The organism is Bifidobacterium sp. W8114, from assembly GCF_016101165.1.
Classification (GTDB): domain Bacteria; phylum Actinomycetota; class Actinomycetes; order Actinomycetales; family Bifidobacteriaceae; genus Bombiscardovia; species Bombiscardovia asteroides.
The window spans coordinates 264,214-280,642 of sequence record NZ_JACFRA010000004.1; the positions used below are offsets into that span (position 1 = coordinate 264,214).

At 61.8% G+C, this 16,429-nt stretch carries 15 protein-coding genes; 4 read left to right on the forward strand and 11 right to left on the reverse strand.

The features are described from left to right. Window positions 1-28: 28 nt before the first annotated feature. From H3T89_RS07175 to H3T89_RS07210, 8 genes are all read right to left on the reverse strand, one after another. Window positions 29-958: an RluA family pseudouridine synthase gene (locus tag H3T89_RS07175; RefSeq protein WP_198203770.1), complete on the reverse strand. Its 930-nt coding sequence runs from the start codon at window positions 956-958 to the stop codon at window positions 29-31. Further along, on the reverse strand, window positions 955-1,467 hold the full coding sequence (locus H3T89_RS07180) for a signal peptidase II (RefSeq protein ID WP_015021538.1): 513 nt from the start codon (window positions 1,465-1,467) through the stop codon (window positions 955-957). Before H3T89_RS07180 ends, H3T89_RS07175 begins: the two co-directional genes overlap by 4 nt. A gap of 30 nt (window positions 1,468-1,497) precedes the next feature. Further along, window positions 1,498-2,805, reverse strand: a complete 1,308-nt coding sequence (locus H3T89_RS07185; protein ID WP_015021537.1) for a DivIVA domain-containing protein — start codon at window positions 2,803-2,805, stop codon at window positions 1,498-1,500. A gap of 91 nt (window positions 2,806-2,896) precedes the next feature. Continuing rightward, the gene (locus H3T89_RS07190) at window positions 2,897-3,181 is read right to left on the reverse strand and encodes a YggT family protein (RefSeq protein ID WP_015021536.1); all 285 of its coding nucleotides are present in this window, start codon (window positions 3,179-3,181) and stop codon (window positions 2,897-2,899) included. Window positions 3,182-3,222: 41 nt separating this feature from the next. After that, window positions 3,223-3,690: a cell division protein SepF gene (locus tag H3T89_RS07195; RefSeq protein ID WP_110416948.1), complete on the reverse strand. Its 468-nt coding sequence runs from the start codon at window positions 3,688-3,690 to the stop codon at window positions 3,223-3,225. 18 nt (window positions 3,691-3,708) lie between these two features. Next, complete coding sequence (gene ftsZ, locus H3T89_RS07200) at window positions 3,709-4,887, reverse strand: cell division protein FtsZ (RefSeq protein WP_015021534.1); 1,179 nt, start codon at window positions 4,885-4,887, stop codon at window positions 3,709-3,711. 228 nt (window positions 4,888-5,115) lie between these two features. Further along, window positions 5,116-6,270, reverse strand: a complete 1,155-nt coding sequence (dusB, locus tag H3T89_RS07205; protein WP_269749216.1) for a tRNA dihydrouridine synthase DusB — start codon at window positions 6,268-6,270, stop codon at window positions 5,116-5,118. Between the two features lie 10 nt (window positions 6,271-6,280). Continuing rightward, window positions 6,281-7,798, reverse strand: coding sequence for a glycine--tRNA ligase (locus tag H3T89_RS07210; protein ID WP_198216637.1), 1,518 nt, complete (start codon window positions 7,796-7,798; stop codon window positions 6,281-6,283). Between the two features lie 196 nt (window positions 7,799-7,994). Between H3T89_RS07210 and H3T89_RS07215 the strand changes: the two genes are divergently transcribed. The 4 genes from H3T89_RS07215 to H3T89_RS07230 all read left to right on the forward strand — a co-directional run bounded on the left by H3T89_RS07215 (window position 7,995) and on the right by H3T89_RS07230 (window position 12,599). Beyond that, window positions 7,995-8,330, forward strand: a complete 336-nt coding sequence (locus H3T89_RS07215; protein WP_198216638.1) for an MTH1187 family thiamine-binding protein — start codon at window positions 7,995-7,997, stop codon at window positions 8,328-8,330. Between the two features lie 61 nt (window positions 8,331-8,391). Further along, window positions 8,392-9,465, forward strand: a complete 1,074-nt coding sequence (locus tag H3T89_RS07220; RefSeq protein ID WP_198216639.1) for a LacI family DNA-binding transcriptional regulator — start codon at window positions 8,392-8,394, stop codon at window positions 9,463-9,465. Window positions 9,466-9,732: 267 nt separating this feature from the next. Then, window positions 9,733-11,025 carry an MFS transporter gene (locus tag H3T89_RS07225; protein ID WP_198216640.1) on the forward strand — a complete coding sequence of 431 codons (1,293 nt, stop codon included), beginning with the start codon at window positions 9,733-9,735 and terminating at the stop codon, window positions 11,023-11,025. 50 nt (window positions 11,026-11,075) lie between these two features. Next, window positions 11,076-12,599, forward strand: coding sequence for a glycoside hydrolase family 32 protein (locus H3T89_RS07230; protein ID WP_198216641.1), 1,524 nt, complete (start codon window positions 11,076-11,078; stop codon window positions 12,597-12,599). A 151-nt stretch (window positions 12,600-12,750) separates the two neighbouring features. On the opposite strand, the gene H3T89_RS07235 is transcribed toward H3T89_RS07230, so the two are convergent. From H3T89_RS07235 to H3T89_RS07245, 3 genes are all read right to left on the reverse strand, one after another. After that, on the reverse strand, window positions 12,751-13,947 hold the full coding sequence (locus H3T89_RS07235; protein WP_198203762.1) for an MFS transporter: 1,197 nt from the start codon (window positions 13,945-13,947) through the stop codon (window positions 12,751-12,753). A gap of 88 nt (window positions 13,948-14,035) precedes the next feature. Continuing rightward, entirely contained in the window at window positions 14,036-15,466 is a 1,431-nt protein-coding gene (locus H3T89_RS07240) for an amidohydrolase (protein ID WP_198216642.1), read from the reverse strand. A 165-nt stretch (window positions 15,467-15,631) separates the two neighbouring features. Then, a complete protein-coding gene (locus H3T89_RS07245) occupies window positions 15,632-16,426 on the reverse strand; it encodes an isoprenyl transferase (RefSeq protein ID WP_198216643.1) in 795 nt (264 codons plus the stop codon). Between the last annotated feature and the right edge of the window lie 3 nt (window positions 16,427-16,429).

Here is a 16,429-nt window from a genome sequence, read left to right on the forward strand (position 1 = left end):
AGGCCCCTGGCCGAATCGCCGGAGTCCGCTAGCTGCGTATACCAGTGGCGCTCTGACGCTCGATCTGCAGGGAGCTGCGCAGATCAGCGGGGTAGGAGGAGACCACCTTGGTCCAGATCTTGGTTCGGGGATGGCGGAATTCCAGCCGCATGGCGTGCAACCACTGCCGCTTCAGGCCCAGCCTGTCCGCCAGGTCGGGGTTGGCCCCATACATGTGATCGCCCACCAGGGGGTGGCCTATGGAGGAGAAGTGCACTCGTATCTGATGGGTGCGCCCGGTCTCCAGATTGACGCTGACCAGTGTGGCCGATCCGAAGCGTTCCAGCACATCCCAGTGGGTGATGGCCTCCTTGCCTGCAGGCGTGACCGTGAAGCGGAAGTCCGAGACCCGGGCCCGGCCGATGGGGGCTTCGATGGTGGCCTTGTCCTCGGTCAGATTGCCCTGGACCAGGGCGTGGTAGATCTTGACCACCTCATGCCGGGCGAACTGCCGGCGCATCTCCTTGTAGGCCAGGTCGGACTTGCAGACCAGCATGAGGCCGCTGGTGCCCGCGTCCAGTCGGGAGACTATGCCCTGACGGCCCTGGGCCCCCATGGAGGTGATGTGGGTGCCCCGCTGCAGGAGGCTGCCCAGAACGGTTGGGCCGGTCCAGCCTATGGAGGGATGTGCCGCCACCCCTACCGGCTTGTCGACGATGACCACGTCCTCATCCTCGTAGACCACAGGCATGTCCTCGGCCACCGGCTCCACCTGTTTGGCTTGCTCAGGCTCGTCCAGCTCAATCAGATCGCCGCTCATCAGGGTGGTGGCCTTGTTCACACGACGGCCCATGATCCGCACATGGCCCTGGGCCACCAGATCGCTGGCCTTGGCCCTGGACAGGCCCAGCATCTTGGACAGGGCCATGTCCAGGCGCCGACCCACCAGGGCATCCGGCGCAGGAAGAAGCCGGGTCACTTGGCTGCTCCCCCATGTTCTTGTATCGTGGACTGTTCAGTAAACCTCACATTGCAGACGAGGAGCACCACTACTGCCACGCCTGCCAGGGTCAGATAGACGTCGGCCACATTGCCCACTGACCAGCCGTAGTCCAGAAAGTCGACCACGGCTCCATCAAGGAAGCGCGAAGCATAGGCCACTCGGTCGATCAGATTGCCTGCCGCCCCGGAGAAGGCCAGGGAAAGAACCAAAGTCCAGGCCATGGAGGTGGTGCGCAGAGCCAGAACAATGATGAGCAGACAGGCTGCCAGGGCGATCAGGGATATGACCCAGGTACTCCCGGACCCCAATCCAAGCGAGGCCCCGGGGTTGCGTACCAGTCGCAGTCCACGCAGTGGCCCGGGCAGAGCCACCCTGACACCGCTGCCCAGCCGAGCCAGGGCCAGGGCCTTGGTCACCTGGTCCAGGGCGATGGCCACTGCCGCCAGAGCGACGAAGACGGCCACGCGCCCGCGCAGCCGTCTCATAAATGTGTTCTTCGTCATTACCTTATGGAATCAGTGGGCCTGTTCGGACTTCTTTTCCATGGACTGGTAATTGCTGGTGTCCGAGATCTGGTTGATCAGCTGGTTGAGGAACTCGGTCAGCTTGCTCCGGTAGCCCGCCTCGAACTGCTTGAGTCCCTGGATGTTCTCCTCAAGAACCTTGGACTGATCCATGAGCTTGTTCTTGACATCGGCGGCATAACGATCCGCGCTGTCACGGGTGTTCTTGTCGTACTCCTGCGCCCGGGTCTGCACCTGGGTCTCGTACTCATCAGCCTGGTTGTGCTGGCGCTTGGAATAGGCGTCGGCATCGGAACGGGTCTTGACGGAGTACTCGTCGGCCTGGGAGCGTACGCGCTGTGAGTAGCCATCAGCCTCGGAGTGCACGCGCTTGGAGTACTCGTCCACCTCGGCGCGGGTCCTCTTGGAGTAGTCCTCCGCCTTCTTGACGATGTCGTCATGCTGGGCGTGTCCCTCGGCCACCAGCTGGGAAGCGTTGGCCTTGCCCTTGTCTACGTACTGGTCGTGCAGCTGCATGGCCAGAGTGAGCATGGCAGTGGCCCTCTCGGGCTCGCTGCTTGCCTCGGCACCGGCCCCCGCGATCCGCTGCAGACTGCCCGTTTCAGTGGAGGGCTCGGCCTTGGAGACCTGCTCACGCAGCTGCTCCTCGCGCTTGCGGGACTCCTCCAGCTGCTTGTTCAGCTGCTCGGTGCGCTGCTGCTGTTCCTGAGAGACCTTCTGTGCCTGGGTAATCTGCTGGCGGGCCGTGGCCATGCTCTGTTGGGAGGCATTGAGCTGGTTGGTCAGCGCCTGCACCTGCTGACGGGCCTGGTCGCGCTCCTTTTGCATGGCCGTCAATTGGTTGGTCAGCGCCTGGGTGTTGTTGCCCGCAGCGGCCTGGGCGGTCAGCTGGTCAATCTGCGAGTTCAGCTGCTCGACCTGACGCTTGAGCTGGTCGTTCTGGGAGGCCAGAGTCTTGACCTGACTCTGGGACTCTGCCAGAAGTCGCTTGGTCTGGGCATCCACGGCCGGCTGCTGGGCCGCAGCCGATCCCTGGGCCTGCTTCAGGTCCCGATTCTCCGTCTGCAGGGATTGCACCTGGGCCGTCAAGTCGGAAATCTTAGAGTTCAGTGAGGCCACATCGGTACCCAGGGACTGGGTGGAAGCGGTGTTGCCTTGCATGGCCTGCTTGCCCAGGGCCTCAACCGTATCGGTGACCTGATCCAGGAAGTCGTCGACCTCGTCGACGTCGTAGCCTTCCTTAAACCGCACTGTCTGGAAGGTATGCTCCCTTATGTCATTAGGCGTCAATAGAGCCATATGTTTCTCCACCTCGCTTCAGGCCAACCAGCCCGATTGTGTTCTCTTACTGCATGCTAGCACGGAGTCTGCCGTACCCGCGGTCTTGTCTCTACCCCAGGAGCACCTGGATAATGATCAGGGCGGCGTAGAGGACCATGAAGGAGACGTCGAGCTGAATCCTGCCCATGGGCAGGGGCGGGATGTACCGGCGCAGCCAGCGCAGGGGCGGTTCAGTCAGGGCATAGATGACCCGAATGAGCGAGGCCACGAAGCCACGGGGGTACCAGCGGGGCGACAGAACCAAGACCCAGTCCAGGATCATCCGCACGAAGAGGATGAGCAGGTAGGTCTCAATGCAGATGTCTACCAGGTATCGAAGAAAAGGAACAAGCATGCGTCTTTAGGCTCCTGCGGACACGGCTGCCAGGGCGTCGGTCACTGGGCGAAAAGCCCCTTGGCCGAGGAGCCCGACTCGGGCTCCTCCACCTTGATGTTGACCTGGGCAGGGCTGAGCAGGAAGACCCTGGGGGTGACCCGCTCGATGGACCCACGTACCCCGAAGACCACGCCGGCTGAAAAATCGACGATCCTGTATGCAACCGACTCGGACACGCCAGTCAGGTTGAGAACCACCGGCACCCCGTCTCGCAGGGCCCTGCCGACCATCTGGGCATCCTCATAGGACTTGGGATGGATGGTGGTGATGCGGTTGATCCGGCTCTGGAAGGGCGTGGACTCGGTCTCTTGGCTGCTGGACGTGGATTGCGGAGCCATGGGAGTCACAGAGTGATCGGTGTCAAAGCCATCTCGGGCCTCGTCATCGTCGGCCAGGTCCTCGTCATCGTCGTCCACGACATCCGACATGCCGAAAAAGGACATTGCGTTCTTCATCAATCCTGCCATACCTGCTCCTTCGCCTGATTACCGCAGAAAGTCAGGGATATCCAGATATCCCGGGTCGGAGGTGCCGTCGTCGCCGGAGGCGGGGGGCACTACATCATGTTCGGAGGTCTCATCGGACTCCGACTCCGCCTGGGCGGACGGGGTCGTCAGCGGCTGCTGGGGCTCCTGGATCGGAGTGGCCACCGTCGGAGCGGTAGTCGAGTCCGCTGCAGGGGCTGGAGTCTCGTCCTTCTTTGGGGTGGGATCGAATCCTGCTGCGATGACCGTAACCCGCACTTCGTCCCCGTAAGCGTCGTCCAAGGCCAGTCCCCAGATGATCTGCGCCTCGGGATGGATGGCATCCTGAACCAGCTGGGCGGCGGCGGAGGCCTCCTGCATGCTCAGGTCTGTGGGGCCGGCCACGTTGATCAGGGCTCCATGGGCACCCTCGATGCTCTCCTCCAGGAGCGGAGAGGAGATGGCGATTTCGGCGGCCTGGGTGGCTCGATCCTCGCCCCTGGCTGCGCCGATGCCGAAGAGGGCGGTCCCGGCATCCTTCAGGATGGCGGTGACATCGGAGAAGTCCACATGAATGTAGGAGTTCATGGTAATCAGATCGGTGATGCCCTGAACGCCGGCCAACAGGGCCGTGTCGGCGGTCTTGAAGGCATCCATGACCGAGACCGTGCGATCAGAGAGATCCAGAAGCCGGTCATTTGGAATAACGATAAGGGCATCGACCTCCTTGCGCAGGTTCTCGATGCCCGATTCGGCGGAGGCGGATCGCCTGGGCCCCTCAAAAGTGAACGGCCGGGTGACCACGGCGATGGTGAGTGCGCCTTGCTGACGGGCCGCGCGCGCCACCAGCGGGCTGGCACCGGTGCCTGTGCCGCCACCCTCCCCTGCAGTGACGAAGACCATATCGGCGCCCTTGAGGACCTCTTCAATGTCGGACTGATGGTCCTGGGCGGCCTTGGCACCCTTCTCCGGATCGGCTCCGGCTCCCAGGCCGCGGCTGTTGGCATCAGAAAGGGAGATCTTCACATCGGCTTCTGAGCGCAGGAGATCCTTGGCATCGGTATTGATGGCCACAAATTCGACATTCTGCAGACCCTCGGCGATCATGCGATTGACAGCATTGCCACCGGCTCCACCAACACCAACAACCTTGATGTTGGTCTTGTCATTGAAATTGTCATTCTGGGCAATCTCGCTCACAGTATGCTCCCGTCACTCACGTTACGCTTAACTCTAGCGCAGGTCATATACGCCAACACGCATTTGCCCACAGGCGTTCCGACCCTCCCTGACGGCCGTGGGCCCAGGGTCCGGGAGGTCAGAGCCAACCGCCCTGGCCTCCAAGAACCTCCACGCCGTTCTGTCCGTATTCTAAACCCTGATTCTAGACCCGGATGCGCATGGTTGGTGACGGGATCATTTCCGGCTTCAGTAGGAGGCGTCCATGGGGTCGTTACCGAAGAGCGTCTCGCGCTCCTGATGTGTGGTGGTCCGCGAATCCAGCCAGCCATAGGGCAGGCGGACCTTCTTGGCATACCGTACCCGACCCCGGGGCTTGCCGGCCACGGCCCGCGGATATGGCATGTCCTGGTCAAGGTCGGCGATGCAGCGGTCCAGCTCCTCCAGGCTCTCGCAGGCCATGAAATCGCGTCGCACCTGGCCGCCCACGGCGAAGCCCTTGAGATACCAGGCCACATGCTTGCGCATATCGTGAACGGCCATGCGCTCGTCGCCGTCGTAGAACTCGACCAGGAGCCGGGCATGGCGGGCCATGATTGCACCCACCTGGCCCAGAGTGGGCTCCTGCCGTTCCGGCGAGCCGGCCAGGGCCGCGGCAATGTCGGCAAAGAGCCAGGGACGGCCCTGGCAGCCCCGACCTATGGCCACGCCTGCGCAGCCGGTCTGGGCGAACATGTCCAAGGCATCCTCGGCGGTCCAGATGTCGCCATTGCCGAAGACGGGGATGTCCACGGCCTGAACCAGCTCGGCGATACGGTCCCAGTCGGCATGGCCGCCGTAGTACTCAGCCGTGGTCCTGGCATGCAGGATGATGGCGGCACACCCCTCCTCCTGGGCGATGTGGGCCGCCTCCAGGAAGGTCTCGTGCTGATGGTCGATGCCCACACGGATCTTTGCGGTGACGGGGATTCCGGCAGGCGAACAGACGGCGACCACCCGATGGACCAGTTCGGAGAAGAGGTCGGTCTTCCAGGGCAGGGCGGACCCGCCGCCATGTCTGGTGACCTTGGGAACCGGGCAGCCGAAGTTCATGTCGATATGATCGACCCAGCCCGCATCAACCACCATCCGGGTGGCCTGCTCCATGATCTGAGGGTCCACACCGTACAGCTGCAGGGAACGCACCTTCTCCTTGGGTGCGAAGCGGCAGAGCCGGAAGGCCTTGGGGTTGCGCGCCACCAGGGCTCGGGCCGTCACCATCTCCCCAACATACAGTCCGTCTGGTCCATACTCACGGCAGAGCAGGCGGAAAGGCCAGTTGGTCACGCCAGCCATGGGCGAAAGCATGACCGGTACGGGCACGGTTATCGGGCCCAACTGCACCGGAGCAACCTTCGGGGTCAGGCGATCAGTCTCAGTACCGGCCACCGGCCTCGGCCACCTTGATGGGTTCGCTCTCGTCCGTGCCCGGCTCGCTGGCCAGATCCGTGTAACCGTCGGCGGCGCGCGCGCCGGTCAGGTCGGACGGGCCCATGGGGTAACGCACCCGCTGCTCGCCGACGACCCGGCGCACATAGTCCTCCACCTGATCCAGGGCCACCCGGTCCTGCTGCATGGAGTCGCGGTTGCGGATGGTAACCGCCTTGTCGTCCAAGGTATCAAAGTCCACGGTGATGCACAGGGGCGTACCGATTTCGTCCTGACGACGGTAGCGGCGGCCGATGGCCCCGGACTCGTCGTAGTCCACCATCCACTCGTTCTGGCGAAGGTCCGCGGCCAGGTCGTGGGCGACCCGCTGCAGATCGGGCTTCTTGGACAGGGGCAGGACGGCGGCCTTGACCGGAGCCAGCCTTGGGTCCAGACGCAGCACGGTGCGCCGGTCGACCCCGCCCTTGGTGTTGGGGGCCTCGTCCACGTCATAGGCATCCACCAGGAAGGCCATCAGCGAGCGCGTCAGACCGGCGGCAGGCTCGATCACGTAGGGGATGTAGCGTTCCCCGCTGGCCTGGTCGAAGTAGCTCAGATCCTCACCCGAGTGTTCGGCATGGGCCTTGAGGTCGTAATCGGTGCGGTTGGCCACGCCCTCCAGCTCGCCCCACTCGGAACCCTGGAAGCCGAACCGGTACTCGATGTCCACGGTCCGCTTGGAATAGTGGGCCAGCTTCTCCTTGGGGTGCTCGTAGTGGCGCAGGTTCTCGGGCTTGACGCCCAGGTCCACGTACCAACGGGTCCTGGCGTCGATCCAATACTGGTGCCATTCCTCATCGGTGCCGGGGTGGACGAAGAACTCCATCTCCATCTGCTCGAACTCGCGGGTACGGAAGATGAAATTGCCCGGCGTTATCTCGTTGCGGAAGCTCTTGCCCATGTTGGCGATGCCGAAGGGGGGCTTGGAGCGGGAGGAGGCCATGACCGACTTGAAGTCCACGAAGATGCCCTGGGCGGTCTCGGGACGCAGGTAGTGCAGGCTCTTCTCGTCCTGGACGGGTCCCAGGTGGGTCTGCAGCATCATATTGAAGTCGCGCGGCTCGGTCCACTGACCCTTGGTGCCGCAGTCCGGGCAGGGGACGTCTTTGAGGCCGTTTTCCGGATCATGGCCGTGCTTCTCGACGTAGGCCTCCTCCAGGGTGTCGGCCCGGTGCCGCTTGTGGCAGTTCAGGCACTCGATCAGGGGGTCGTTGAATACGGAGACATGGCCTGAGGCCTCCCAGACCGCCGTGGGCAGGATGACCGAGGTGTCCACGCCGACCACGTCGTCGCGGGTGACCACCATGGTCCGCCACCACTCACGCTTGATGTTGTCTTTGAGGGCCACGCCCAGGGGACCATAATCCCAGGCCGAGCGCGTCCCGCCGTAGATCTCCCCTGCGGGAAAAACGAACCCTCGGCGCTTGGCCAGGGAGATGACCTCATCCAGTTTCGATACTGCCACTGATCACACCTTCTGCTCGGGAGCCCCTGCTGGGGCATACGACCTGATGACCGGCCTCCAGCATACCTTCGGCGGGTGACCTGCTGTCAGCGCAGAGGCCTACCATCGAGGCAGGAGCGGGAGGCCGCGCAGGTGACCGCAGGGTACACCGGACATCCTGCCTACGAACACCAGTCGATGAGGAAAGGTTCCCGATATGCCTGATATGAATGACCCATCCTATCTGAACACCGTAGCCGAGGTCACGATTGCACCCTCCGGTCAGGGTGAGGAACTGTCCACCTATGTGGCCCAGGTCATCAAGGTCATCAGGGAATCAGGGCTGCCCAACCAGACCAATGCCATGAGCACCGTTGTCGAGGGGGATCTGCATCGGGTCATGGAGGTCGTGGAAGAGGCTACACGGGTCCTGGCCGAGCAGGGGTATCGGACCGGCGTCAGCCTCAGGCTGGACATCCGTCCCGGCAAGCGGGATCAGATCCACGAGAAGGTGGAGCGGGTCAACCGGATCCTGGGCGGGGAGAACCGCTGAAAGCCCACTCTCACTGAAGATCAGCCGGGCTGAAATCGCCTGAGTAAGCTAAGGTGTGCCCATGATCACGATGAAGCAGATTGCCGAACGCACAGGCGTATCCGTCTCCACGGTCTCACTGGTGCTCAACGGCCGTGACAAGGGCAGGGTCAAGTCGGAAACCGCCCGAAAGGTGCGCAGCACAGCCAAGACCCTGGGCTACCGGCCCAATCCCATGGCTAGGTCACTGCGTACCAGCAAGACCGGCATGCTGGGCTTCATCAGCGAAGAGGTAGCCACCACACCATATGCAGGCGCCATCATTCAGGGCGCGCAGGATGCGGCAGCCGAGCGCGGATATGTGCTTCTCACCGTCTCCACAGACGGAAGCGTCCGGGAATCCGAACAGATCCAGGCTTTGAAGCGCTATGGTGTGGACGGCTTCCTCTTCGCCAAGATGTACAACCAGAATGTCGACCTGCCCCAGGATCTGCGCTCCTGCCCTGCCGTGGTGGTCAACGCCGTAGAGCGGGCAGACCGTTGCCCCAGCATCGCCCCCGACGAGTTTCTGATCGGCTACGATGCCACCCGCCATCTGATCGAATCAGGCTGCCGCCGAGTGGCCTATCTGGGCACCACACAGGATCTGCCCGCGCAGGAAGACAGAATGCGAGGGTATCAGGCCGCCCTCAAGGAAGCCGGGTTACCTGCAAGTCAGGCCTTGATCCGACTGGTGGGCTTCAACCAGGAGGCCATGGACCAGGTAGATGATCTGATGGACGACCAGCACCCCGATGGCGTCTTCTGCTTCAATGATTCGCGTTCTTTCTACCTCTATCAGGCCGCCGCCGCCCGCCATCTAATCATCGGCAAGGATCTGAACCTGGTAGGCGTGGACAACCACCAGGTCGTAGCCGAAACCACGGCACCCCCCTTGACAACTGTCGAACTGCCCCACTACGAGATGGGCTTCTGGGCAGTGCGGCGACTGCTGGCGCAAATCAACCCCCGTCGCATTGCTCTGCCACTGCCCAAAACCCGTGCCGTCCTGCCGCCGCTCAATCAAGCTGGCGGGGTGCGCATCCACTGCGCTCTGATCCACAAGGGTTCCACCCGCCTCGATGCAGCCTCGGACCCGAACCCGGCCAACCGCTAAGCCAGAATCACACTTCCCTCACCCCTCTCACCGTCGCAAGATGGTGAACCAAGGTCGCATACTGGCGGGATTCGCGCCAATCGACAATCGGTCAGCATCCCCAGCTGGTTGCTTATCGTGCACAGGTTCACACAGCAATTGTCAATCGTTTGACGTAAATCGATTGACGGTTTACTATACCTACCAGGATTCGCTCTGCACACAGTAAGTGCATCGGACCTTAAGGCACTGCGGAGAAGCGGTGCATGACAAGGAGAGAGGGGCAACATGGCCACCAAATCATCAGCATGGAGGAATCCATCATATTTGGAATCCTCCACCGGAATATTCTTCTTCTTCTGCGCCTGGGGCATCTGGTGGTCCTTCTACTCGCCCTGGCTGACCAACGGCCTCGGTATGACCAACGCCCAGGTCGGCAACATCTACTCCATCAACTCCTTGGGCACACTGATAATAATGTTTGTCTACGGGGTCATCCAGGACGAGCTGGGGGTAAAGCGTAGGCTCGCCATCTTCATCGCGGCCATTGCGGCGTTGGTCGGACCTTTCGTGCAGTTCGTCTACGCCCCCCTCATGCATTCCAACCTGATCCTGGGCGCGGTACTCGGTTCAGTCGTTCTATCCGCAGGTTTCATGTCGGGTTGCTCTCTGATCGAGGCCATCACCGAGCGGTACAGCCGTAAATTCGGATTCGAATACGGTCAGTCCCGCGCCTGGGGTTCCTTCGGCTACGCCATTGTGGCTCTGATTGCCGGGTTTACTTTCAACGTCAACCCGATGATCAACTTCTGGCTGGGATCCGCCTTCGGCGCTTGCATGCTCCTGGTCTACGCCTTCTGGATACCCGATGAGCAGCGCGAGGAAATCAAGCGGGAGTCCACCCCCGAGGGCGAAAAGTCCCAGCCCTCCCTGCGCGACATGATCCACGTCCTGGGCATGCCCGCCCTGTGGCTCCTGATCGTCTTCGTGGTCTTCACCAACACCTTCTACACCGTCTTCGACCAACAGATGTTCCCCAACTACTATGCCAGTCTCTTCTCCACCCCGGAACAGGGCCACGAGGTCTATGGCATCCTCAACTCCTTCCAAGTGTTTCTGGAATCGGCCATGATGGGCGTGGTTCCGGTCATCATGCGCAAGATCGGCGTGCGCAACTCCCTCTTGTTGGGGGCTACGGTCATGTTCGCCAGGATTGGCCTGTGCGGTTTCTTCCACGACCCGGTCATGGTCTCCATCGTCAAGCTCTTCCACTCCATCGAGGTCCCGCTCTTCAGCCTGCCGGCCTTCCGCTACTTCACCCTGCACTTCAACCCCAAGCTGTCCGCCACCCTTTACATGGTGGGCTTCCAGATCGCCTCCCAGGTCGGCCAGGTGGCCATGTCCACCCCGCTGGGCATCCTCCACGACCGGGTCGGCGATCGGATCACCTTCTACACCATCTCATTGGTGGTGCTGATCGCCCTGATCTACGGCATCTTCGTGCTCAAGCGCGACGACCAACAGGTTGACGGCGATCCTTTCATCAGGGACTCTCAAAAAAACGCCGTAACCCAGGGCTGATCCCCACATCAGCCATCATCAGCACCCATCCAACCGGAAAGGATTCAAGGATGAACCAGCCAACAAACAAGGAGAATGCCGATATGAGCGCTCAGCTGGGCAAGGCCCAGAAGAGCATCGATCGGCTCTTCGCCACCCGCAATGACCGCTGGTATCCCCAGTGCCACATAGCATCCAAAGCCGGATGGATCAACGACCCCAATGGCCTGAGCTACTACAAGGGTCGCTATCATGCCTATTTCCAGCTCAACCCCTATGGGAGCGAGTGGGGAAACATGCACTGGGGGCATGTGTCCAGCGCCGACCTGGTCACCTGGAGGCGCGAGCCCCTGGCCATGGCGCCCACCCTGGAGGTCGAGAAGGACGGGGTCTTCTCCGGATCGGCCGTGGTGGGCGACGACGGCCGCCTGACCATCTACTACACCGGTCACCGCTGGCGCAACGGGGTCAACGAAGATGACGGCAATCTTCAGGAGCAGTGCATGGCTGTCTCCTCAGACGGCATCCACTTCGAAAAGAAGGGGGTCGTAGTCCCCTGCCCCGACGACAAGATCCTGCACTTCCGCGATCCCAAGGTGTGGAAGATGGGCGGGCTCTGGTACATGGTCTTCGGGGTCAGCACACCTGCCAATCGGGGCGAGATCTGGATGTATACCTCCAATGACATGGAGCACTGGAACTTTGACCGGGCGATTTACCGGCACCCCGACCCTGAGGTCTTCATGCTGGAGTGCCCCGACATGTTCCCCCTGGAGGACAAGTGGGTGATCTGCTATTCGGCAATGGGCCTGAAGCCCCACGGATTCGAAGCTCGCAACCACAACAATGCCGGCTACGTGATCGGCAGCTGGCAGCCCGGCGGCGACTTCCATCAGGAGACAGAGTTCCACCTCTGGGATGACGGCCATAACTTCTATGCCCCTCAGACCTTCCAGGCCCCTGACGGCCGTCGGCTGGTCTTCGGATGGATGAGCCCCTTCACCGAGCCCATCCCCATGCAGGAGGATGGCTGGTGCGGCCAGTTCACGGTGCCCCGCGAGGTCACCCTGGCCGGCGATCACCTGCGCTGCCTACCGGTGCGTGAGTTCTCCAGCCTGGACCAGGACCGGCAGGACTTCGGTACCATCGAACTGGAGGTCAACGGCAGCCGGGATCTGGTGGAGGATGCGCAGACCGCCGACATCAATCTGGAGATCGATCTGAACAAGTCCCAGGCCGAACGCATCGGGCTGGAGATCCATAGGACGCAATCCGGTGACCATACGCTGGTCTGCTATGACGACCAGTTGGGCCGCGTGGTGCTTGACCGCCACTGCAACACCTACGGGGACCGAGGCTACCGTACGGCTCCCGTCGACCAGTCCTCGGGCAAGCTCAAGCTGCGCATCATCGTAGACCGGGGCTCGATCGAGGTCGTCGTCAACGACGGACTGGAGATCATGTCCTCCTACTCCTTTCCCTCCGAAGGGCCGCGCGGCATCCGCCTTATTGCCGAATCCGGCGAGGGCAAGGCCCTGATAAACTCCCTCTCCATAGCCAGGCTGGGCACCATCTGGGAGCAGCCGGATCACTGATTCCACTCCAATGGCTGGCATGGGAAAGGCCCGTCCTCTGAAATCACTCAGGGGCGGGCCTTTTGTCTTGCAACTCGGCAGTCAAGGCTTGGCCCCAGACCATTGATCTTCGGGACCGGAAGCCATTGCTCAGGCCGATCGGGCTTTGGCTTTACCTGCCAACCTTGACCAGCAGAGCCATCAGTCCGGAGGCGATGGCCGCCGCACCCATGAAGAGGAAGGATCCAACAAAGGAACCGCCGGCAGCCTTGACCAGGTAACCGATGATCATGGGGGCCAGGAATCCGCCCAAGGTGCCGCCGGTATTGATGATGCCAATGGCGGAGCCGATGATGTGCGGGTCCATGATCTTGTGGGGCCAGGTGAAGATGCCGGTGAAGGCCACCACCGAGACGCAGGATACCAGGATCAGCAGCAGGAGGGAGAGCCAAATGTTGCGCGAGAAAACGAAGCATACGACCAGGACGGCACTGATCAGTCCGGCACCCAGGATGGCCACCTTCTCCCTGCCCAGGAAGAGCTTGGAGAGCAGCTGACCGGCATAGATGGTGGCTATGGTCGTGAATACCGCGTTGACAGCCAATAGGATGCCGGCCTGACCGATTGAAAGCCCGAAGGTTTTTTTGATGAAGGTAGGCATCCAGGAGATATTGCCGTACAGGAGGATGTTGAGCAGAAGCATGGCCACGAAAAGGACCAGCACGTTCCTATTCTTCAGCACCTCGAGGAACCCTGCACCCTTGACTCCGGGCTTCTGGTCAACCTCGGGCTGGCGGGGCTTGGAGGGCACGAAGATCAGGATGCAGACAAATGCCAGCAGATAGAGGGTGCCCAGCACTGCGTATGCCAGGTGCCAGTTGATGGCGACCAGGTTGGCTCCCAGGACGAAGGCCAGAATGCCGCCAATGCCCGAGGTCGACAGGATCAGCGACTGTACGAAGGTGCGCCGTTCCTGCGGGAAGTTCTCCGCAATCGACTTGGAACAGGAGGGCGGGTAGCCGCCGTGGCCCATGCCGGCGAAGAACCGGACGATGATGAAGAAGACCAGACCATTGGCCAGGCCGAACAGATAGCTGAACAGACCGATGATGATCATGGAGGCCATCAACACACGCTTGGCCCCAAGTCGATCGGCCAGCCAACCGCTGGGAATCTGCATGAGCGAGTAGCCCAGGAAGAAGGCCGACATGATGATGCCTGTCTGCCCCGAGTCGAGGTGGAACTGCTCGGAGATGGGGATGATGGCGGTCGAGATCATGTTCTTGTCCATGTACACGATCGAGTAACCGGCCATCAGGGAGAAGATCAGCGTTCCGCTCGCCGTTTTTGAGGATTGTTTGATTGCCATTGGTCTGTCATCCTTCAGTCGAAGCCAACCGCCGCCGGGCGAAGTGATCCGCAGGGATCACAGGGCCCGGCGGCAGCCGAACAGTAGGTCAGTGGGGCATCACATCGTCAGGGATGACGACCTTGTACTCCTGGCCGGCGAATGTCTTGTCGAAGTCCTCCTTGGCGGCCTTGACCAGGTCCGGGTCGGTAAAGGCATCATAAGCAGTCAGGGCCAGGGTCTTGCCCGCAGCCAGCAGACCCTTGTGGGCCACCGAGGACTTGCCGTTGGCCGCCCACTGCCAAGAATGAGCCGAGGTGCCCTGGGGCTCGAAGCCGCCGCTGAACTGGGCGGTGGGCGTCTGCCAGCTGACATCGCCGACATCGGTGGACCCCGATGCCGTATCGGTGAAAGCCAGCGGATACTTCTTCAGAGCCATGGTGGACTCGGCCATCTTCCTGACTTCCCCATCCGGAAGATCAGGGAAGGCAGCCTTGGTGCGGCTGAGCACCCGCTGCTTGCCGGCCTCGGGGACCGTGTCGGTGTAGCGGCGTTCGTAGTCCAGCTCCTGCTGGTCCAGCGGCAGGGGGCCGACGAGGTCCAGGTTCCTGTCTATGGCCTCGGTCAGCGGATGGTTGGGGATGAAGTTGTAGCAGGCCGCATCGAACTCCTCCTTGACCTGGGTCTCGGTCATCAGGGCCGCACCCTGGGCGATCTTCTCCACCCGCTTGAACAGATCCTGGGCCTGATCCATCCTGGGGGCGCGCACGAAGTAGTAGAGCCGGGCATGGGACTGCACCACGTTGGCCGACTCGCCGCCTGCGTCGATAAAGGCATAGTGCACGCGGGCCTCATCGATCATGTGTTCGCGCAGGAACTGCACGCCCACGTTCATCAACTCCGCGGCATCCAGGGCGCTCCGCCCAAGCTCGGGAGCCGCAGCCGCGTGTGCCGGCACGCCGGTGAAGTCGAAGTAGGACTGCAGGACCGCCAGGCTGGAGGAACCCCAAGCCTGGGTCACATCCGAGGGATGCCAGGACAGGGCCAGGTCCAGCCCGTCGAAGACCCCGTCCCTGGCCATGAAGGCCTTGCCGTAGCCCGATTCCTCAGCCGGGCAGCCGAATACCTTGATGGTCCCCTTGAGACCCTTTTCCTCCATGAAAGTCTTAATGCCCACGCCTGCCGCTACGGCAGCCATGCCCAGAATGTTGTGGCCGCAGCCTTGTCCATTGCCACCTTCGACCAATGGCTTGTGCTCGCCCAAATCAGCCACCTGGCTGAGGCCTCCAAGGGCGTCGTATTCGCCGGTGATACCTATCACCGGACGGCCCGACCCCCAGGTCGCCACGTAGGCATAGTCCATATGGCCCACGCCCTTCTCGATGTCAAAGCCCTCATGCTCCAACACCTTGTAGTGCTGCTGGACCGACTCCTTGACGGCAAACCTGGTCTCGGGGGTACCCCAAATATGGTCGGCGGCCTCGATGAACTCCTGTGACTTATCTTCGATGATCTGCATGATGCGCTGCTTGTCGTCCACGCCTGTCACTCCCTTGCTTCGTTTGCTGCCTTGATTTCCACAGCGGATATGGATTGCTCCGCTGCGATAAGACACAGACTACCTTTCAGGGGCATTTCGAGAGTGTTCAGACATGTAAATTTGGACGACTATGGCTAACTTCACATAATGGGAGGTCCTGTTTTCTCAGTCATTCTCCGCGCCGCCGAAGCGCCTGTCCCTGTGGATGTAATCGTCGATGGCCCGCCAGAGCACCTCGCGCCCGCAGTCGGGGAAGAGCTCGGGAACAAAGGCAAGCTCCGCATATGCCGCCTGCCAGGGCAGGAAGTTGGAGGTACGCTGCTCCCCCGAGGTGCGCAAGACCAGGTCGCAATCCGGTATGTCGGGGTTGTAGAGGTGCTGGGCGATCATCTTTTCGGTCACCTTGGAGCCCTTGATCTGCCCGGCCGCCACCTCCCTGGCGATGTCAGTGGCTGCATCGGCCAACTCAGCCCTGCCCCCGTAGTTGATACAGAAGATCACATCGATCCTGTTGTTGTGCCGGGTGCGCTCCATGGCCTCCTCCAGCTCATCGATGACAGACTTCCAGAGACGGGGCCGACGGCCCGCCCAGCGCACCCGCACTCCCCAGTCATCCATCTGGGCCACTCGACGGTGGATGATGTCCCGGGAGAAGCCCATCAAGAAATGCACCTCGGCCGGTGAGCGCTTCCAATTCTCCGTGGAGAAGGTGTACAGGCTCAGGTATCGGACCCCGGCCTCAATGGCCCCGGCTATGGTGTCGAAGACCACCGGCTCGGCAGCCCGATGACCCTGGGTGCGCTCCATGCCCCTCTGCTTGGCCCAGCGGCCGTTGCCGTCCATAATCACACCCAGGTGCCGTGGGACTGAACCCTTGGGGAACTGCGGAATACGCGCAGGATCGGAGAAGGGGGCTGCAGGCACATCAAGGGAGGTATAGTCGACGGGGTCAAAGCTCATGCT